Here is a 19,082-nt window from a genome sequence, read left to right as displayed (position 1 = left end):
GTTTTCTTTTTACACAGAATTGATTATCATAAACAAGGGAGGCGATGAAAATGAAAAAAGCATTCATTTTACTAGTAGCAGGTTTAATGCTCGCTGCATGCAATAATGATGACAAGTCTGAGAACGCTTCAGATACTGATAAAAAATCAGCAGCTACGGAATCGCAAGAACAAGCGGGTTCTGAAACAGCAGATGATCAAGTTGGATTAGAAGAAGGATTGAAAGCTGATTCTACTGAAGTCGAGTACGAAGATATTGCAAAGGGAGACGTTCCTGCTAACACGAAAGTCACTTTCAAAGGGACTGTTTTTGCCGTTGAAGATGGTCGATTCGGATTAAAGAAAGATGTTACCGATTCTACCGAAGATGTTCTATGGGTGGACGACATCCGCTTAGGTGAACGTACGGAGATTCCTAACGGTACCACAGTGACGGTATATGGAAGCTATACGGATACCGACGAACAAGACGTTCCAAAAATGCGCGCTGTGTTTATAGACCAGAAATAATTCACACATATAAAAAGGTGAACCTCTCTTCCCTACTTATTTATTTGGGTTTAGCGAGGTTCACCTTTTCATTTCTATTTTAAAATAAAATACCAATATATCTATTCTCATACAAACAGCATCATGCATAAGATACCCATATCTATCAAAATCACGGAATCTTGCAAAAAAGGTTGCCGATAGATACACGTATGGATATGATGTTGAAAAGAGGAGGAGAGGCTTTCTATGACGAATGATTCTAAGGATTTTTTTGATAGAGAACGTAGAGATGAACCTAAACGAAAAATTGAGCGGAAAGACGGAGAACCCACTCCAGCATTTAAAGGCGCTTCCTGGGTAGCGCTTGTCATCGGTATCAGTGCGTATCTCGTCGGTTTGTTTAATGCCGCTATGGAGCTGAATGAAAAAGGGTACTACTTCGCTATTTTGATATTCGGACTTTACGCAGCCGTTTCCCTTCAAAAAGCTGTGCGGGACAAAGACGAGGATATCCCTGTCACCAACATTTACTATGGACTAAGTTGGTTTGCGCTCATTGTAGCGATTGCGCTTATGGCAATCGGGCTATACAATGCCGGGAGTATCATTTTGAGTGAAAAGGGCTTCTATGGGATGGCGTTTGTTTTGAGTATCTTTGCAGCCATCACGGTTCAGAAAAACGTGAGGGATACACAGAAAGCTAGAGAAAATAATTAAATAGAGCAACCTGTTTTACCTATCAAAAAAGCTGTCAGCCAAGGTCAAGTAATGACTTTGGCTGACAGCTTTTTCTTAATGTGATAGTTTAAATCACTCATCATATTTCTTCTATACAGCTTACTATTTCACATCAAGCATTGATATAAAAAAGGTATTCTTGACCATTTTTAATAGGATCTTGTGCAAAGGTGTAGCCATGGGCGATTGCTTCTTCCGGGACATTGCGGAAAGAGCCTGGGCAATCTGTGATGACTTGTAACAGTTCTCCCTTGTTCATGCCCTCTAGTGCCTCAAGCGTATAAATTACTGGGTAGGGACAGGATTCCCCACGTAAATCGAGTGTGAAATCAGCTTCTTTGTTAGCTTGCATGTTGGTTCACTCCTCTCTTCATTGCCAACTGGCGATGATAGCGTTTTTCTCGATAAACCGTTAATGCATATAGTACGCCTAACATGGCCAGTGTTGCAAGAATGGCACCGACTGGACCAAAAGAGTCCATCAGATTTATTTTTGTTCCACTTTTGACGAGTACATCATAGATACCTAGATGATCCCATGCATAGGCAAGGAACGTTGCGCCGATGATGTTGCCCGCAAATACAGGCAAGAACAGAACTTGTCCTTCCATGAGTCGGTACATCATTCCAGTTTCACAACCTGAAGCCATGACAATACCGAGACCGAACAATACACCGCCGACAAATGTGCTAAGCGCTGCGATTTGAGTGATTGGCGTTAGGTCATATACGGAAATAATAATAACCGTTATTACAGAACTGACAGCCATCCCGATAATGATTGCTTTTGCCATGACACTGCGTCCAACGAGGAACAGATCACGGAATGCCGAAGTGAAGCAGATTTGACCGCGTTCAATGAGAATACCGAATGCGAGTCCGAATAGCGCACCTAACCCGAGCAGTTTTTGTCCTGTTACAAAGAAATAGATTGTCAAACCTAAGTAGACAATTGCGATTACGACTCCTACATAGGGCTGGATGATGCGCTTTTTAACTTTGGATGGTTTTGCAGTGCCGCGCGTTAACGTCGGCTTACCTTTCCACCAGCGCATTTTCGTCAACTTCGCTCCAAAGAACGTTCCGACTCCAGTTGCGACAATGAAAATCCAAGAGTGAAATGAGAACTGTGGAACTCCTGTGAAAAATGCGGCCAAATTACAGCCAAGTGCCAAACGTGCTCCAAATCCTGCAATGATTCCACCGACAAGTCCTTGGACATATCTGCGTTTCTGTTGCGGAAGACGGATCTTAAAATTATTACTCAATAACACCATCATCAAGGCACCAATAAACATTCCCCAGACAATCCAGCCATCCGGACGACTCCAAGTCGTTCCTTTCAGGTGTACCATGTCATAATATTCCCAGCCAGAAATATCCACCCCGAACAGTTTCAGTATATCCCCCCCAAGTCGAGTGAATTCACCAGTGACAGCCCAAACTGTCGAAGTCAGACCAAAGTATAATGCGCTAAGAATCCCTGCAATCAGCAATACGACATAAGGATTCCAATAGCGTTGAAAAACAGGTTGAATAAAATTTTTCATATAATGTTTCTCCTCCAATAAAGTACTTTTCTATTTTAGACCTTATTGGAGAGAAAGCAAGGTAAGAAACATGTATGCAGCAGGAGGTTTTGTAGGTCTCCAGTGCACCATGCTCACTGTCAGCACGAGCCAGAAAGGTGCCGACTACCCGCCAAATCGCATTCAACAGCGAAATTGCGGTGAATTTCTTTGCAGCATTTAAGTGTGTGAGAAAAGACATAAGTTCTTTCGTGGGCTTCTGCCTTTATAGCATGACTATTTAATAACGGCTACCCCTTCTGAACGAACAGTTACTGAATTTCTCATTCCGTTTCCAGTTCCATCCAGGACTTTCCACATATGATTCTGTTAAAGGAAACACTTAAGGTTCATTTTCTAAATAGTCCGTTATTCTATTAATTGAACTGGTACAATTATTTAGATAACTACGTTTACAAAGGAGAGCAACGAAATGAATCTGAAACAATTAGTAGTCAGCAGCACATTGGTGGCGATGCTTATACTTAGCGCTTGCGGAAAAACGCAAGACAAGGAAGAGGAAGCATCGGCAGCTAAACCACCTAAAAGTGAAGAAGCCCAGAAAAAAGTTGAAACGAATGCGAGCGAACCAACAACTGAGATAGAAGAAGCCGATGAAGAAACTGCAGAAGAGACAGAAAGCGCGGAAAACGGGTCCTCCGAAAACATGAACCCCTATATGGAAGAAGAGACAGGCGGGGACATAGAAATTGTTTATACAAATACCGAACCTGAGCTGATACATGCCTATTCGGACGAAGTGACAATCTCCATCGAGGAATATCAGATCGCTCATGTGACAAATATGAATGAATCGGCCAAACACAATTTTGAAGATGAAGACGAAGGGTATGTCATCACATACAAACTTGGCTTCGAAAACAAATTGGAGGAAGATTTGTTTTTCAACGCAAGTACAATGATGCTTTCCGACGACGGTACCGAAAACCTATATATGCGGATTGGCCTTGTCGATCGAGCTGATTGGCTAAAAGGTGATAAGGACAAAGCCGGTCGCCAATACTCTCCTGGCAAATATACCGGAATGCAATCCTACACGATGACGAAGGACCAGTACCAGCGTTTGACAGCACCGACATTTACCATTGACATGCCGATGTTAGAAGATGATTTTTATAAGCAAATCGGCAAAGACGCCATTTTTAAAGTTCCATTCAATGCAGATGGGGCTGAGAAAGCAACGAAGAGCTCCGCACTCTATGCCGATAAAATGGTAACAGACACGATTGCGGATAAGGAACTGTTTTTCGCAAAGGAAGATGTCAACGAAACTCAAAAGATCGATGATGTTTCAATTACTCTAGAAGGTGTCCAATATGCTGACGTCAAGCCAACCACTGCAAACGCTGAACGCTTCCGCAATTTCGGTGACGGCCCGCTCGTTGCATTGACGGCAAAGTTCCAAGTAAAGAATGACAGTAGCATAGCGATTTCAAAATCTATGATGGAAAGTCGGTTGTTGTTAGATCAGAACCGAGGCACAATGCTATCACAAGGAATGTTGGAACCAACACTCTACGGAGATATGCAGCCCGGTGAATCGGAAGAAATTTTGACTGTCTTCCTTTTCCGTAAGGACGAATTTGCCCTATTAAAAGAACTGGGATTGCAATTTGGTCCGTTAACGGACAGCAACGCTAAAAAATTATTCAAAGAGAAGTCTGTTACGTTCGACCTGCCGATGAAATAAGAAAAAAGCGACATCCGAAGGCTTTGGCCAATTGGATGTCGCTTTTAATTTTTCAGTCCCTCGGTTCTAGACCTAACGCTTTTAAGAAATCATTTAAGCCTTTTGATCCGAGTTTTTCAAGCGGTTTCTTGTTTTTTGCGTCGTCTCCGACTTTCAAGAAATTCTTTTCAATGTAGCGAATATCGGTCTCATCTACAATTCCATCCTTATTAATGTCTGTGCTTGGATGATTTTTACCGTATTGTGCAACAACACGCATGACATCGTGGATATCGATGACGCCATCATTGTTCACATCTCCAGCAGGGGCATCTACAGCATCTACCCAAAATTCTTCTCCAACGAATTCACCATTGTACTCGACACCCGGTCGGATTGTCCGTTGTTTGTTTAAATGTCCAGGTACTTCAAAGTAGACAGTATACTCTTTTTCCGAAACGGGCATATCGTAGAAGAAGTATTCCCCGTGTTCATCTACTTTTGTATGATAGACTTTTCCACTTTTAGATTTTGCATATACTTTTGCACCCATTTTGTCGTAATCTTGTATGTCTAAAAACCCGTCATGGGTAAACGCTTCCGGTGTGATGAATCCTGAAAGAATCGAATGCTTTGGTACAACTTCAAATGGATCCGCAAGAAATACCGGTAAATTTTGTAGTTCCGTTTCACCGTGTTTCTTATATTTGAGGGTTTCCACACCTAATGCGCCTGCACCTTCAAAATACTCATCACTGATCATTGTAAAAGTGACGTCAATGAATGGGCTTTCTCCAGTAAACCCGCTGAACTCCGCGTCAGATTGAAGTGTGGCGCCAACGTGAAGCATGTTAAACCAATCTCCCTTATCAATCTTAGGTTCATCCAACTGAACTTCAATACCATTTTCATCTGCAAACTTCTTAAACTCATCATTTAACGACAGACTTTCAAACTTAAAGATCTCGTGATCATACTCCACACCAAATGTACCTGATAGTAAGTTTTCGACTTGTGATAAATTCAGGGTCATCGTAAATTGATCGTCGAGATACAACTTCTCTTTGTCGTATGTTTGCAACGCGTATGGCGTCCCTTTTTTGATGACTGTATATCTCGTAAGACTTCTTGTATCCGCATTGGATGCTAAATCTACAGGTACTAAGTCAATCTCCACGGGGCCAGCTTCAATTTCCTCCGGCAATACACCAAAACTCATTGAGCCATCTGGTGCTACCCCAAGTGCACTTGGAAACGAGTTATTTTGATAAACAGTGACGATATTTCCAGATTGGTCGTATTTCAATCCTTTTCCGTTCAACAGGTCAATCGTTGAGTCATAGATATTCGTATGGACCCAAAATGCATTGAGACCAAATTCGTTTGTATACATCGATTCATCGACTTCAATAATCCCTGGTTTGTGATCTAGGGACGTCATTTCAGGTGGCGTGTTGTCGACCACTACAACTTGTTCCATTGAGTATTCGGCGCCATCTTTATCCGTACCAAGCAGTTCATAAAGATAATCTCCTTCAGGTAAGCGGACCCTCTGAGTGCCAATCGGATTCTTGGGATCTCCCGTGAATGGAAAAATGTTGCCCATGAAACCTTTGGATGCAAAATAATCCACGTCCGGCTTCAAGTCGTAAAATGCCCCAACTATTCCCAGCGGCTCGTTTGTTTTAGAGTCTTTGATAACTAGATCCACCTTTTCCATTGGGCTTTTCAAGTTCAATTTCAGACCCATGAATGGAAGCAAGAACGGATGATACTTCCACACATTCGGAACGGCTGGACGATCGAAGTCCATGGAAGCGAATCCTTTGCTGGAAATACGAAGTGCAAATGGAATTTGATGTGTTGCACCGTCACCATCTGAAATTCGAATATATCCTTCATACGTTCCGAATGCTGCTTTTTCAGAAGCACTAATTTCTGCTTCAAATTCCACCACTTTACCGCCAGCTACTGTCATCTTCTCTGGAACATTAAGCACAACCCCATTGGCAGCTGCATCTTGTCGGTTATCATTTGCTTGTAAGAAATCCACTTCAATCGAATAGGATTTCTCTGTGTCTGCATGATTAGCTAATTTGACTTTTTTGGTGTTCTTAATGGCTTCACTTTCAGAAATATAATAACTACCGAATCGAAGAGACCCTGTTTCGTGTTCCAGTATGATCGGTTCATCATCTTCGACCATTTTGATTTGATCCACTACAGTTACAGCTGTGTCTGCATACACTGCATCGTACACATTGATACGCCCAGCTCCCACTTCGTAGACTGAATAATCCTCTTTCATATCTACTGAACTGTTCATCAATGCCGCCTTGACTTCAAATGGCGTGTAATCTGGATGCTCTTGCAAGATAAGCGCTGCAGCTCCCGCCACGTGTGGCGCCGCCATTGAAGTTCCTTGGATTCGTGCATAAGCACTTTCATAGCTATTGTCAATGGGATCATTAACGTATGATGGGTATGTTGAAAAAATAGCTACGCCTGGTGCAACAAGATCTGGCTTGATGTCAAAGCTACTTGCGACAGGTCCTCTTGAGCTGAATCCTGCTAAGTAATCTCCTTCTAATTTGATGTTGCTCAGTTCTCCAAAAGTAAGACTGCTATTCTTCTCAGCGGACTCTACCAATTTCAGACCGTCTTTGTTGGATACACGGAAAGCGGGTAGATATGACGTGTTTTCCCCAACGTAATATGGAATCTGACCTTCTGAATCGTTGAAAACGATTACCGATTTAGCACCTGCATTCTTTGCATTCATTAGCTTTTCATCAAACGAACGCTGCCCTCTTTGTATCAATGCAATTTTCCCCGTTACGTCTTTTCCTTCAAATTCACCCTCCCCACCAAAACCTACATAAACTAGCGGGTACGATTGACCTTGAAATTCTTCAATCTTATCCGAAAAGTCTTTTGCCAATAACCTCACGTCACTAAACGATGATTCTTCAGTCGTTGCAGCATACGTCGGAGAGGTTTGTGCCACATCACTTGCTCCAACAGAAATTGGGAGTGCCGCAGTTCCTGGTGTTCCCACTGTTTGTGCATTCGGCCCAGCATTCCCTGCTGCAACAACACTAACAACACCTGATAGCATCGCGTTATTTACAGCAATTGAAACAGGGGACAACGGGTCGTTCACTGCAGTCCCTAGAGAGAGGTTGATGACGTCCATCTCATCACGGACTGATTTGTCGATTCCCCCCATTACCCCAATCATGTCACCCATTCCGTATGGACCTAAGACACGATATCCATATAACTCGATGCCCGGTGCAACACCTTTAACGGCATAGTCTACGTCGTTTTCTTGTTGTCCAGCGACCGTGCCGGAAACGTGTGTGCCGTGGGATGTATAGTAACTACTTTGATAAGGATCAAATTCAGGCTGTCCAGATTTTAACCAGTCTTTATACGTTGTTTCCATTGGGTCCGCATCATCTTCTACAAAATCCCAACCTTTTACACTATCCGGGTCAATTGTAGCTGGGTCCTTACCCTCTGAAGACTGATAGCCATTGTAAGCACTCGCTAAGTCCGGGTGATTGTAATCGATTCCTGTATCGATGACACCGACTTTGACGCCTTCACCCGTGATCCCATCCGCGTGCAATCGATCTACACCGATTTGAGGGATGCTATCAATCATTTTGGGCTCGATTGTTTCTGCTTTAATTTCCGGTAGTTCTACATTCACTTCTTCGTTTTTCCATACTCTCTTCACTAAACCTGTCTTCAGCACTTCCTTTATTGCTGTTCCAGGCATCGTAACGGCCACTCCATTGAACGCATCACGATATTCTAGTGTGATTTCAACGCTGTTTCCTTCAACAGAATGGGAGCCTAATTTGTTGTAAGGCTGCATTTCCAAACTCTTAATCGCTTTCTTAAATTCGTTATGGGACGCCTCCACTTTGTTCTTTGCATCCTTTAATGAGATAGCGCTCCGTTTTTCTTGGAGCTGACTTTTAGCCACTGCTACCTTTGCAGGATCTTGTTTAAATTCTATAATGAGCTCTACTGGCGCTTCGCTTTTTTGATTAATTGCCGGATGAACCGTGAATCCGACTTCCTTTTCAAGTTCTTGAATCGCCGCACGCTGTTCTTTAGTTAGTTTGTCCAAGAGTTCCCTTGCGTCATTTGTATTCTGTTTTGCTTGGATCGGAAGTGCATGTGTCCCTATTAATGAAGCTGTAACTAGAAATGTAGACATAGCCACTGTCGTAAAACGCTTCGTCATTCGTTTGTTCATCATCTTCTTCCTTTCTAATCTCAGAGTTTTTGTGCGTGTTATCCACCAAAACTTTTTTCAACCACTCCCTTTTCTAGTAAATAATTCGAGGGTTCTACGTTAAGCGTACCAATAATTTACGACTTGTAAATTGGGGTAATTTTAATAATGTGAATATTCAATTCAATACCCATTAATTTTCAGACAAAAAAAAAAACCATCTGCACGTAATTTTCACGCAGATGGGCTGATTCTTATTATGGAGGGTTACATTATTAGATTTGTTAACATTGCTATATTGAACTTGGATGACAACAGTTCGTGAATTTCGACGGCGACCTATGCAAGACTAATTCTTAACTCACTTATGATGAAACCTTCTTAAAAACAAGCACGGCATTGTGTCCGCCAAACCCAAATCCATTTGAAATTGCATAGTTCACTTCCATTTCCACCGCTTCGTTTGGAACGTAATCTAAATCACATTCCTCATCTGGTGTATCTAAATTAATGGTTGCAGGTGCAAGGTTTTGTTCGATACTTTTTAGTGTAATAATGGATTCGATGCCTCCTGCCGCTCCAAAAAGGTGTCCTGTCATAGATTTCGTGGAGCTGACTTTCACCTTATACGCATGAGAACCAAATGCTTCTTTAATTGCTTTTGTTTCTGAAATGTCACCTTCTGTCGTACTTGTTCCGTGAGCGTTAATGTAGGCAATATCCTCAGGTTTTATTTGTGCTCGTTCTAGCGCCAATTTCATAGCTCTGGCTGCTCCATCGTAATCTGGAGAAGTAATATGGAAGGCATCAGTTGTTGACGCATATCCTACAATTTCCCCTAGGATGGTTGCACCTCGTTTGATCGCGTGGTCATACTCTTCTAACACTAGAATGCCGGATCCTTCAGACATGACAAATCCATCTCGACTTTTATCGAAAGGACGGCTTGCTTGTTCAGGTGAATCATTATGTGTAGACATTGCTCTCATTTTCGAGAAACCTGCGAAAGACAGTGGATTGATGGATGCTTCAGCACCACCTGCCACAATCGCATCAGAATAGCCGTGCAAAATGTTTAAATACGCTTCTCCTATGGCATGATTGCCTGTTGCACAGGCTGAAACAGGAGCAAAACTTGGACCCTTTAATCCATTTTTTATGGCAATAATGCCTGCTGCCATATTGCTAATCATCATCGGCACCATAAATGGTGATACTCTTCTAACCCCTTTTTCCAGGAGTACTTTGTGGTTATCCATAACCGTGTCAATTCCGCCAATTCCTGAACCTACATAGACACCAACGCGCTCTTTATTCACTGAGTCTTCGTCAATTCCAGATTGGTCAATTGCTTGTTTGGCAGCTGCATAGGCATATTGTGCAAACAAATCGTATTTGCCCAGTTCTTTTTTGTCAAAGTACTGTTCCGCATCAAAGTCGGATACAAGTCCAGCAATCCGCGTATTAATCTCTTTGAAGTCTTCAGATTCAATGGTTTGAATACCAGACTTTCCGTTTTCAATATTATTCCAAAGCGTCTCTACATCATTTCCTAATGGTGATACAACTCCGTATCCCGTTACTACCACTCTACGTTTCATTTAATATCCCCCATATATTTCAGTAAAGTTACTTCTCCATTTCCAGCATCTTTTTTAATTGTGTGGACACAGAGAAAAGAAAATCCGATCCTAATACCCGACGATATTGAAGTGCTCCTTTTACACTTGCAATCATTAGTGCAGCCATTGCAGGGGTATCTTGAAATCCCGGACCTTTCCTTTCATCATTTATATCTTCAAGTAGATTTTGGGTGTATCTAATTTCCATTTCACTCAATCCATGAACAGCTTTTTGCATCGACTCCGGAATGTAGTTGTAATCCGCTTGCAACGAAGATAATGGACATATTTCATTGTCTCCTATTTTTTCAGTTCTTTTGAAAATGAATGCCCATAACCTTTCTTTAGGATTCGCATCCAACTGAACTACTTCGTTATAAGTTGTCTCTAGACCAACTTTTATTTTTGCGCAGACAGCCAAGCCCAAGTCTTCTTTTTTCATGAAATGATAATGAATGCTCGCTTTTGTTACATTCAACTCTTTAGCTAAATCGTCATAACTAAATGACAAGTAACCTCTTTCAGAAATATTTCTCAATGCCAACTCGATAATTTGTGATTTTCTATTTTCCATACGTAAACACTAACTTACTAGTAGGTAAGTGTCAAACAATCCACTGCTTCTAGATGACAAAACCCATCCGCGTATCAACTTACACACAGATGGGCTGTTTTTTTTATAAATGGTGAATCACATTATTGGGTTTTCTGGAATTCTCATTTCACGATTCGGAAGGATCGATTTGATCACTTGGGATGACAATAGATGCTGGATAGCAATTCCTTGCAGTTCTAAAGCGACACCGTTTATACCTTTTTTATAATAGTGCACGATCGTATATGGATAATGCTTTTCCCCCAAGAATATCTCGAGTTCCTTTTGGAAGTGTCTGTGGCTTTGTTCGACTTGTTCTGTCGCTTGTTCCAATGACAAAAAGGAATTTGATAATATGGCGACATGGGCAGGGCTCGTGCTAAACTCAATAATGACCTGTACAAATTCTTCCGTATGCAAATTCACATCGGGATCAATATAAATCACCGTGTTCCACCTCCCTGTTTGTTCATTGGGTAAAATCATCACTTAGATTAAACATTTCTACACGACACACCGAGAAACCTTTGGTCAAAAACAATTAAAAACTAAAACACACCTTATAGTTTCTGATTGAAATGAAAGAATTTACAAACCTATTAAAGGAGTGAATGCTAATGACACAGTCAATATTACATACGGCTTTGGTAGTTAAAGACTATGATGAGGCGATAGAATTTTATACAAAAAAGCTCAAATTTAACCTAGTGGAGGATACGTATCAGCCGAAGCAAGATAAGCGCTGGGTAGTAGTATCTCCCTCAGGATCTGGTTCCGCGATACTATTAGCAAAAGCATCAAATCCAGAGCAAGAGCAATTCATTGGAAACCAATCTGGGGGGCGCGTTTTTTTATTTCTAAGGACAGATGATTTTTGGAGAGATTACAATGAAATGGTCTCAATAAATATAGAGTTCGCGCGGGAACCCAGTGAAGAATCGTATGGAACTGTAGCAGTTTTCAAGGATTTATACGGAAACTTATGGGATTTATTAGAGCTCAATGAAACTCATCCAATGTATTGACGGGTCATAATGTAAGTGAACATTTTTATAAAGCATCTATTGTATTCGTTTCTTATATTAACCAAAAATATTTTCACCTAAAAAAAGGCATCGTTCTCTCAAAAAATGAGTAAACGATGCCTTTTAATTCATTTGGATTTTACCAATACCTCTTACATTTAAGCATATATATTTTTTTTAATACTAGCTATAAGTTGTGGCAAGAGCAACCTACCAAGAAAATCATGTATTGGACAATTGTCTTAGTAAAAATCAACACTTAGAAAGTTGCAGTTTTCGCGCTTACTTTTTCGGCGTATAGATAGTTTTACTATTTCCATCAATGATTAATAATGATTTACCTGGTATTGTCTCGCCCTGGTAATTAAATTCATCTTCTGAGAAATTGGCTACTACACTTAATGATTCACCATACTCAGTCATTTGGACAAGTCTATCATCTGATACGATTTTAAAATCTGTCATTTCTTTTGTTATTGCTTTTTCACTGAAATTTGACCAAACATTAGAGTGTCTTACGATTGTTTCTTTATGTTTTTCCCACTCGTGTTTATCTATATGATATAAGGGAGGGACATTATAGAGCACCTCATACAACATCCTATTTGTAATTTCATCTTCTACTTTTAAGGTTCCCCATCCCCACCAATAAGTCGTGATCACTGAATCGTTGTAAACCAACTTATACAATGGAATCGTGTAGTTTGAATCCATAAATAATTTCTTGTATTTATCCTTTATAGGTATTTGTTTAGAAAACAGTTCTGGAACCCCACCATTACTCGAATAGTATCTCCCAACGTAGTACTTACTATCTTTATTTGTTTTCATATCCTCATCCATCCAAGAAAAAGATGGCGTTTCTATTCCATGAGCAAAGGCAATCGTCTTGTTTGCAAAATCATTGCCGCCTTCTGTTCCAACTACCATTTTCCATTTTTTCTGCAGATACTCCATTCTTTTTATTCTAGCTTGGATGTCTTCTTTTTCAGTGGTAATATGTTCCGGCGAATAATCATCGTAGATTTCTCCAGTACCATCCGTGTCTAAAAACCATGAGTTGAATTTTATGCCTGTTTCTAAAATCGAAGTTATTCTTTCTTTTACACTAGGCATTGCAAGAGTGGGATTCAACTTTCTACCTTCACCTTGGAATCCTTCAATCTTATTCCCATCTTTATTAGTTACAGTTGCATTCTCATAAAGTGAGGTATCCTTAAACTTAGCGGTTTCCCACTTTTCTTTACCTGGTTCGTGGATTGAATGATATGAATCATAGGTGCCTATTAAATAGCCGAGATCTTCTGCTTCTTTCACTAATTCTGGTTTAATAAATCCTTCCTGCCAGTCGTCCAGTCCAATCCACATGTTTCCTAATCCTGAATCCTTCATATCCTTTATCACATTGACAGTGTTTGCATCTGCCCATTGCTCTATTGGGTCAACTGCATTTCCAAGTTCACTTTTAAACAATCTCTTATTTAGGTCAATCAACTCAATAGGATTTAGATTTTCTATTTTCTTGTTTACTAGCTTTTGCGTTTCTTTATCTATTTCAGTAAATATTTCCGGATCATAGAATTCTTTTAGTTGCATCACGGCACTTAAGCCTTTTACTATTCTATTTTCAGTATATTTGTCTACATAATCTAAGTTATTTAAATCATCGAAGGCCGCTGAGAGTTCTGATCCATCCTCAACTTTAGTAGTTAATAATCCCTGAATCCATGATTTCAGTTTTTCGGGTAGGTGGTCTCTCAGCTTAGCCCACTCTATATTTTCCTCTGAAATCACAGTTCTATCCCAAAAGTAAGCATGGGGTGCACCGTATAGTTTTTCTATATTACTATTTTCTTCTGCCTTATCTGCCAAGGTTTTGAATGCCCCTTGTTCGATTAAATAATTTTTATAAGTCTTAGCAACATCTACTGGGTTTTTATCTGTTACATATATTCTAAAACCATAGTCCTTCTGTTCATTTATCGCTGGAAACTCATGATTATAAGTAAACTCGATATTATTGTCTGTATTAAAATTAAGTTCACTGTTATAAGGATTATTAATTATATAGACTAGCGAATATGAACTTTTATCGACTGCAAAAAACTGCATAGATAAAGCTTCAATCACTTTCATTTTTTCTTCACTTAAATAATCCTTCCAAACAGAATCATTACTTGGAATATACTTCCCTTGATTTAACGGGAGCATATATGCATCACCTGTCACTTTAGGCCATGCAAACATGTTGTCCTCATCTTTGCTAGATTTTATAGATACATCAACATACTTAACACTTTTCTTAATTTCAACATCAATATCCTTTTCTAAATAGGACCAGGTAATCGTGTCTCCACTGTCTTTTAAATTTGAAACTTCCATCTTCTCCAGTGGTTCCGATGCCCTCTCAGCAATTCCATTGGACTCTACCTCCAACGCTAGGGTCTCTGGATCCACATTAAAGTTAAAATCCAGATTAGCTATTTGGGTATTATCCACTTTGCTTGGTACGCTTTTGTCATTCACACACCCCGCAAGAACACTAGTTACCATTGCAGCTATTAACATGACTGGTAGTGTTTTTTTCATGTACCACACCTCCACCACTAGAGTATTGGGAGTGCGTTACGCGAATGTGACAAAAAACGTTAATCTATTATTTTTCAACTTGAATCCATAATCTAGTTTGTGATTATCCAAAATGGTTTTGATAATAGGCAAGCCCAATCCTGTACCAGAAAGTTCCTTACTTCTCGATTTTTCTAATACATAAAATGGTCTCCATATATTTTCTAAATCACTTTCGTCTATATCCCCAACTCCGTTAGCAATTGTAAGATTGACGCCATTAGTATCTTTAGTTAACGTAATTTCAATACGCTTATCATTGGTATATTTAATAGCATTGGTAACCAAATTATCGAGTACAACATCTATCCCTTCTTGCTCAGCACAAATAATATATTCCTTTTCCACATCTATATTTAATGATAAATCAATACAGTTTTCGTGTAGTATGAGCGTGTATTTTTCTGTAGTGTCGATAATCCTTTTCCCTATATCAAAATCACATTTTTTTAATGAACTACTTTCTAACTCTGCCCAGAACAAAAGCTTCCCTATCAATAAATCCATTTTCTCAATCTGCTCTTCAATTACATCCCTGTACGTTCCGTCATCTAAACCGTCCACTATACCTTGTTCATACACTTTCACTATGGATAGTGGTGTTTTTAACTCGTGGGACACATCTGACATTAGTTCTCTCAATCGCTTATTTTGAACACTGATCTCATTATGGGCTTTCTCTAATTTCTCACTCATACTATTTATACTTTTTGCAAGATCGCCTATCTCATCATTGGTGGTAATCTCTTCTTTCCTAAATTTCAAACTGGCTATATCCTGAGACAGTCCTTTCAAGGATTCTAAAGGTTTCGTAATTTTTTTAGATAGAATAACCACTAAAAAAATAATCAGAATTACTGAAACAATCATTAGCACTATATTAAACCGATTAATGATTTGGATCGTTTCTTCCATATGAGGTAAAGGTAACGCTATGGCAATAATATAATTATCTATTTTTATAAATTTCGTTAAAACTTTATATTTACTTACACCTTGATCATATATTTTATTTACACTATTGTTCTGCAAAGTATTTAACGTATTTTCCGTAATCCAAAATTTATTTAGCTTTAATTTCTTCATTTCAAATTTTGATTTTATGCTATCATTTAGTTGATCTAAATTACTACTGACTTCTGAATATACAATAGTTACGGCGTGTTCCTCTTCTATGCGTTCCAAGTCACTCACAAAATTATTTTCGGGAACACTACGTATATCGTTCGCTACCTCGTTTAAAATCTTTCTTTGCTCATATATATAATATCTGTCGACCAAGAAAATATTTGCTACTATTAAAAATATAAACGTGCAAATTACAATGGATGAAACACCAACTGAAAACTTGGTCCCTATTTTAATCTCCCTGCACCTCCAAACAATAGCCTACCCCCCTGTAAGTTTTGATAATATCAGTACCAATTTTAGTTCTTAGTCTTCGGATATGCGTATCGACTGTTCTAGGATCACCATCATAACCCATGCCCCAAACCCGATTAATAATCGTTTCTCTTGATAGGATAACTCCTTTATTTCTACTGAAAAACAGCAACAAATCATATTCGATTTTGGTAAGTTGCAATTGTTCTTCATGCTTGTACGCTTTTTTTTCATTCTCCATTATCCTTATATCGCTTACTTTAATTTCCTCGCTACTATTCATAAGTTTTTTAGCCCTTAATAACAATATTTGTGGATCAAATGGCTTCCTGATATAATCATCAGCCCCATTATGTAAGGCCTTTAGCTCATCTTGATTTTGACCTTTCGCTGTTAATATCAGAACTTTAGTTTGACTAGTATCCTTTATATATTTACATACGTCTATGCCATCGATTTTCGGCATCATCCAATCTAAAATAGCCAACTCGATCTTATCCGACTCAACTATATCTAATGCTTCCTGACCGTCTTTAGCCGTCAGGACATCAAAGCCTTCATTTTTAAAATATGCTGAAAGTATCTTAAGCATTTGCGGCTCATCATCTGCGATTAAAATAGTCATTTCCCATTCCCCCTACGCATCAATTTTACATAGCTAAGTCAAACACTGATAACTCCGGAGGATTCCAAAATCTCACAGTTATCCTCGTCGTGCCGATTCCACTATTCACATACAAATAGTTGTCTTCCGCTAGTTGATACATCCCTTTTGTGTATTTCTTAGCCAAAGGTGGTGTCACCAATGGACCAAATAGTGGAACAACAACTTGTCCACCGTGACTGTGACCAGCCAACGCCAAATCAAAACGTTCAGCCGTTATGTTGTCTACAAGATCGGGGTCATGCAGCAATAGCAACTTGTCCCCCTGATCGTCAACACCTGTATACGCTTTTTCAATATTCGGGTGTCCAAGCATCGCATCATCCAACCCTATAATCGTTATTTCTTTTCCACTATCAAGCTCGATGACGCTATTCTGATTTTTAAGTAGCTTAAATCCTGATTTGCTCATAATATTTTTATAAAACCTAACCCCACCGCCTCCATAGTCATGATTCCCCCAAACAGCATATTTTCCATATCTACTTCGTAGTTTACCCAATATATCACTTATTTCTGACCTTCCCTCAAAGGCAGATGGTACATCTATCAAATCACCCGTGAAAGCGATGATGTCAGGTTCAAGCTTATTTACTCTTTCGACCAGATTCTCAAGCTGCTTTAATGAATAATTAGGACCCAAATGCACATCTGAAAACTGAACAACTCTGATGGAATCTCCACCTTCCGATGATAGCTCTACTTTAAATTCCCTTGTCACCAAACGTTTTGGCTCTATTTTAAATGCATAAAAAATGATTCCAGCTACAACTATACTTAGGATGAAAGAGCATTTAATAACTCTCCAAATTGTTCTCTTCAAAGTCACACTACCTTCCTGCTATCTAAAGACTAACTACTACGATACATTCTCTGTGTGACACCAATGTTACGAGCAAAAAACCACAACCTCTAAGGCTGTGGCAGTTCAATCTTCTATGTGTTTATAATCCTTATAGTCGTGGTCAAGAACGTTCATCGTTTCCTCACTTGTAATAGCCGTTTTAACTAGGCATCCATGACCACGCTTTTAGCTAAATACATCTGGCCACTAAACAAATTCAAGGCGATGCAGGCAGCTAAAAAGTTCAGAACTATCATTTACCAGGCGATTTCGGAGAATGAATGATTGAACTTCATCTTTCTGGACTTTTAGCCGAGCCCTCCGAAAGGTAAAGCCAAGATGGAAAAAGAAGATTACTCTCTTTCTGCGCGGACTTTAACAATGGTTCTATTATTATGAAATTGATTCATACAATTAATAAATTATTTTGAGAGGAGGATTTTATATGGAAATAATAATATATGTTCTACAAGGTATATTAATATTTTTATTTCTAATTGCAGGGGTTGGAAAAGTAACAGGTTCCAAAATGCATATAGAAAATTTTAAGACTTGGGGACTCCCCCAGTGGTTTAGGGTGGTAACAGGCATTATTGAAATAGCTGGTGCTGCACTATTAATCACTGGGTATTGGGTACCAAGTTCGGCACTTATTGGGGCACTTCTACTTGGTATTACAGGAGTCGGTGGTATTTTAACACATATTCGTATGAAGGATTCATTTAAAGATACAGCAATGATTTTATTACTTACAATTCTATCATTTATAGTATTCTTTATGTATTTATAAATATTTTAAAAACTACGATAGCAAAAAAATCCGAATTATTCTAATATACGATTAGTAGAAGATACATGAAAAAAGGTAGAGTTTGACTCTACCTTTTGGGGTGTACAACATATTAGCACATTCACGGTTCTTTTTTTTAGGTTAGTTGCATCGTTGTGATACAAGTATTATCGCCTTCAAAAGTAGAGATTTCAGATTCTACTGCTTTGCCGTCATACTCGATTTTCACTTGATATGTTTGATCCCTCGGTAACCACAGGTCAATAAACCCATTTTCTAAAGACGTAACTGTTTCCTCCATCACTACATTACCTTCATCATCCTGGATATGAACATCGAAGTCTTTTTCAACCAGTTCCCCTTGGCATCCCGTTAAACTGTGGATAGCACATTCATGTGTCGTTTCAACAAACGGTGCAATAGAAACAAAAAACTCGTCCTTAGGAAGGTCAAAGGAAGTCTTTTTACCATTATCAGTAACAAGTAGCTCATTTGATGTAATAGATGCAGTTACCTCTTCAAATTTACCGATACTATAAGCATGGACTTGTTCTTTTATATCTTGTTTTTCCTCAACTTTTTTTCCCTCTTCTTGCGGTGCACTACTATCATTGGTACAAGCTACTAACACTACGCTTAGTAATATACCCATTATTAAAAACAGAGCTTTTTTCATTTATTATTCCACTCCAATTTCTTATATTGAAAAATTTAGCTACGTTCATTTTATCATATATTCTCTTGAATAGTCAGTTTTCACCAAATGTTCATAAATTTAAAAGGGGGGGTTAT

Annotated in this window: 16 protein-coding genes; 5 read left to right on the top strand and 11 right to left on the bottom strand. The window is 39.1% G+C overall.

Annotation, left to right across the window (positions count from 1 at the left end; genetic code table 11):
• The first annotated feature begins 50 nt into the window (after positions 1 to 50).
• Both RL70_RS06570 and yiaA read left to right on the top strand, forming a co-directional pair.
• The gene (locus RL70_RS06570; RefSeq protein WP_039042621.1) at positions 51 to 509 is read left to right on the top strand and encodes a membrane lipoprotein lipid attachment site-containing protein; all 459 of its coding nucleotides are present in this window, start codon (positions 51 to 53) and stop codon (positions 507 to 509) included.
• A gap of 228 nt (positions 510 to 737) precedes the next feature.
• Complete coding sequence (gene yiaA, locus RL70_RS06565; RefSeq protein ID WP_039042620.1) at positions 738 to 1,208, top strand: inner membrane protein YiaA; 471 nt, start codon at positions 738 to 740, stop codon at positions 1,206 to 1,208.
• A gap of 133 nt (positions 1,209 to 1,341) precedes the next feature.
• Here yiaA and yedF read toward each other — a convergent pair whose 3' ends face one another.
• Positions 1,342 to 1,581: a sulfurtransferase-like selenium metabolism protein YedF gene (gene yedF / locus RL70_RS06560; RefSeq protein WP_039042619.1), complete on the bottom strand. Its 240-nt coding sequence runs from the start codon at positions 1,579 to 1,581 to the stop codon at positions 1,342 to 1,344.
• Complete coding sequence (yedE, locus tag RL70_RS06555; RefSeq protein WP_039042618.1) at positions 1,571 to 2,779, bottom strand: selenium metabolism membrane protein YedE/FdhT; 1,209 nt, start codon at positions 2,777 to 2,779, stop codon at positions 1,571 to 1,573. The genes yedF and yedE overlap by 11 nt, the downstream gene beginning before the upstream one ends.
• 451 nt (positions 2,780 to 3,230) lie before the next feature.
• Between yedE and RL70_RS06550 the strand changes: the two genes are divergently transcribed.
• On the top strand, positions 3,231 to 4,508 hold the full coding sequence (locus RL70_RS06550) for a DUF5068 domain-containing protein (protein ID WP_039042617.1): 1,278 nt from the start codon (positions 3,231 to 3,233) through the stop codon (positions 4,506 to 4,508).
• 52 nt (positions 4,509 to 4,560) lie between these two features.
• Here the strand turns inward: RL70_RS06550 and RL70_RS06545 are convergent, their stop codons facing one another.
• The 4 genes from RL70_RS06545 to RL70_RS06530 all read right to left on the bottom strand — a co-directional run bounded on the left by RL70_RS06545 (position 4,561) and on the right by RL70_RS06530 (position 11,403).
• Positions 4,561 to 8,760: a S8 family serine peptidase gene (locus tag RL70_RS06545; RefSeq protein WP_052245817.1), complete on the bottom strand. Its 4,200-nt coding sequence runs from the start codon at positions 8,758 to 8,760 to the stop codon at positions 4,561 to 4,563.
• A 344-nt stretch (positions 8,761 to 9,104) separates the two neighbouring features.
• A complete protein-coding gene (fabF, locus tag RL70_RS06540) occupies positions 9,105 to 10,340 on the bottom strand; it encodes a beta-ketoacyl-ACP synthase II (protein ID WP_039042616.1) in 1,236 nt (411 codons plus the stop codon).
• 28 nt (positions 10,341 to 10,368) lie between these two features.
• Entirely contained in the window at positions 10,369 to 10,935 is a 567-nt protein-coding gene (locus RL70_RS06535) for a TetR/AcrR family transcriptional regulator (protein WP_039042615.1), read from the bottom strand.
• A 117-nt stretch (positions 10,936 to 11,052) separates the two neighbouring features.
• Entirely contained in the window at positions 11,053 to 11,403 is a 351-nt protein-coding gene (locus RL70_RS06530) for a protease inhibitor I9 family protein (protein WP_052245816.1), read from the bottom strand.
• Positions 11,404 to 11,573: 170 nt separating this feature from the next.
• Here RL70_RS06530 and RL70_RS06525 point away from each other — a divergent pair, with 170 nt between their 5' ends.
• Positions 11,574 to 11,981, top strand: coding sequence for a VOC family protein (locus tag RL70_RS06525; protein ID WP_039042614.1), 408 nt, complete (start codon positions 11,574 to 11,576; stop codon positions 11,979 to 11,981).
• Between the two features lie 282 nt (positions 11,982 to 12,263).
• Here the strand turns inward: RL70_RS06525 and RL70_RS06520 are convergent, their stop codons facing one another.
• From RL70_RS06520 to RL70_RS06505, 4 genes are all read right to left on the bottom strand, one after another.
• A complete protein-coding gene (locus RL70_RS06520; protein WP_039042613.1) occupies positions 12,264 to 14,570 on the bottom strand; it encodes a glycoside hydrolase in 2,307 nt (768 codons plus the stop codon).
• Between the two features lie 36 nt (positions 14,571 to 14,606).
• The gene (locus RL70_RS06515; protein ID WP_197054088.1) at positions 14,607 to 15,890 is read right to left on the bottom strand and encodes a cell wall metabolism sensor histidine kinase WalK; all 1,284 of its coding nucleotides are present in this window, start codon (positions 15,888 to 15,890) and stop codon (positions 14,607 to 14,609) included.
• Positions 15,891 to 15,969: 79 nt separating this feature from the next.
• On the bottom strand, positions 15,970 to 16,617 hold the full coding sequence (locus RL70_RS06510; protein ID WP_039042611.1) for a response regulator transcription factor: 648 nt from the start codon (positions 16,615 to 16,617) through the stop codon (positions 15,970 to 15,972).
• 25 nt (positions 16,618 to 16,642) lie between these two features.
• Positions 16,643 to 17,479, bottom strand: coding sequence for a metallophosphoesterase (locus RL70_RS06505; protein WP_039042610.1), 837 nt, complete (start codon positions 17,477 to 17,479; stop codon positions 16,643 to 16,645).
• Between the two features lie 466 nt (positions 17,480 to 17,945).
• Between RL70_RS06505 and RL70_RS06500 the strand changes: the two genes are divergently transcribed.
• Complete coding sequence (locus tag RL70_RS06500) at positions 17,946 to 18,290, top strand: DoxX family protein (RefSeq protein ID WP_039042609.1); 345 nt, start codon at positions 17,946 to 17,948, stop codon at positions 18,288 to 18,290.
• A 136-nt stretch (positions 18,291 to 18,426) separates the two neighbouring features.
• Here the strand turns inward: RL70_RS06500 and RL70_RS06495 are convergent, their stop codons facing one another.
• Complete coding sequence (locus RL70_RS06495; RefSeq protein WP_039042608.1) at positions 18,427 to 18,966, bottom strand: CueP family metal-binding protein; 540 nt, start codon at positions 18,964 to 18,966, stop codon at positions 18,427 to 18,429.
• Between the last annotated feature and the right edge of the window lie 116 nt (positions 18,967 to 19,082).

The sequence above is a fragment of the Sporosarcina sp. ZBG7A genome (assembly GCF_000813425.1).
Taxonomy (GTDB): domain Bacteria; phylum Bacillota; class Bacilli; order Bacillales_A; family Planococcaceae; genus Sporosarcina.
The sequence above is the reverse complement of the archived record's forward strand: the minus strand, read 5'-3'. Positions and strand labels throughout refer to the sequence as shown.

What these genes read in the sequence shown, in the direction of transcription:
- RL70_RS06570 (WP_039042621.1), top strand. Translation starts at nt 51, where the DNA reads ATGAAAAAAGCATTCATTTTACTAGTAGCAGGTTTAATGCTCGCTGCA.
- yiaA (WP_039042620.1), top strand. Translation starts at nt 738, where the DNA reads ATGACGAATGATTCTAAGGATTTTTTTGATAGAGAACGTAGAGATGAA.
- yedF (WP_039042619.1), bottom strand. Translation starts at nt 1,581, where the DNA reads ATGCAAGCTAACAAAGAAGCTGATTTCACACTCGATTTACGTGGGGAA.
- yedE (WP_039042618.1), bottom strand. Translation starts at nt 2,779, where the DNA reads ATGAAAAATTTTATTCAACCTGTTTTTCAACGCTATTGGAATCCTTAT.
- RL70_RS06550 (WP_039042617.1), top strand. Translation starts at nt 3,231, where the DNA reads ATGAATCTGAAACAATTAGTAGTCAGCAGCACATTGGTGGCGATGCTT.
- RL70_RS06545 (WP_052245817.1), bottom strand. Translation starts at nt 8,760, where the DNA reads ATGAACAAACGAATGACGAAGCGTTTTACGACAGTGGCTATGTCTACA.
- fabF (WP_039042616.1), bottom strand. Translation starts at nt 10,340, where the DNA reads ATGAAACGTAGAGTGGTAGTAACGGGATACGGAGTTGTATCACCATTA.
- RL70_RS06535 (WP_039042615.1), bottom strand. Translation starts at nt 10,935, where the DNA reads ATGGAAAATAGAAAATCACAAATTATCGAGTTGGCATTGAGAAATATT.
- RL70_RS06525 (WP_039042614.1), top strand. Translation starts at nt 11,574, where the DNA reads ATGACACAGTCAATATTACATACGGCTTTGGTAGTTAAAGACTATGAT.
- RL70_RS06520 (WP_039042613.1), bottom strand. Translation starts at nt 14,570, where the DNA reads ATGAAAAAAACACTACCAGTCATGTTAATAGCTGCAATGGTAACTAGT.
- RL70_RS06510 (WP_039042611.1), bottom strand. Translation starts at nt 16,617, where the DNA reads ATGACTATTTTAATCGCAGATGATGAGCCGCAAATGCTTAAGATACTT.
- RL70_RS06500 (WP_039042609.1), top strand. Translation starts at nt 17,946, where the DNA reads ATGGAAATAATAATATATGTTCTACAAGGTATATTAATATTTTTATTT.
- RL70_RS06495 (WP_039042608.1), bottom strand. Translation starts at nt 18,966, where the DNA reads ATGAAAAAAGCTCTGTTTTTAATAATGGGTATATTACTAAGCGTAGTG.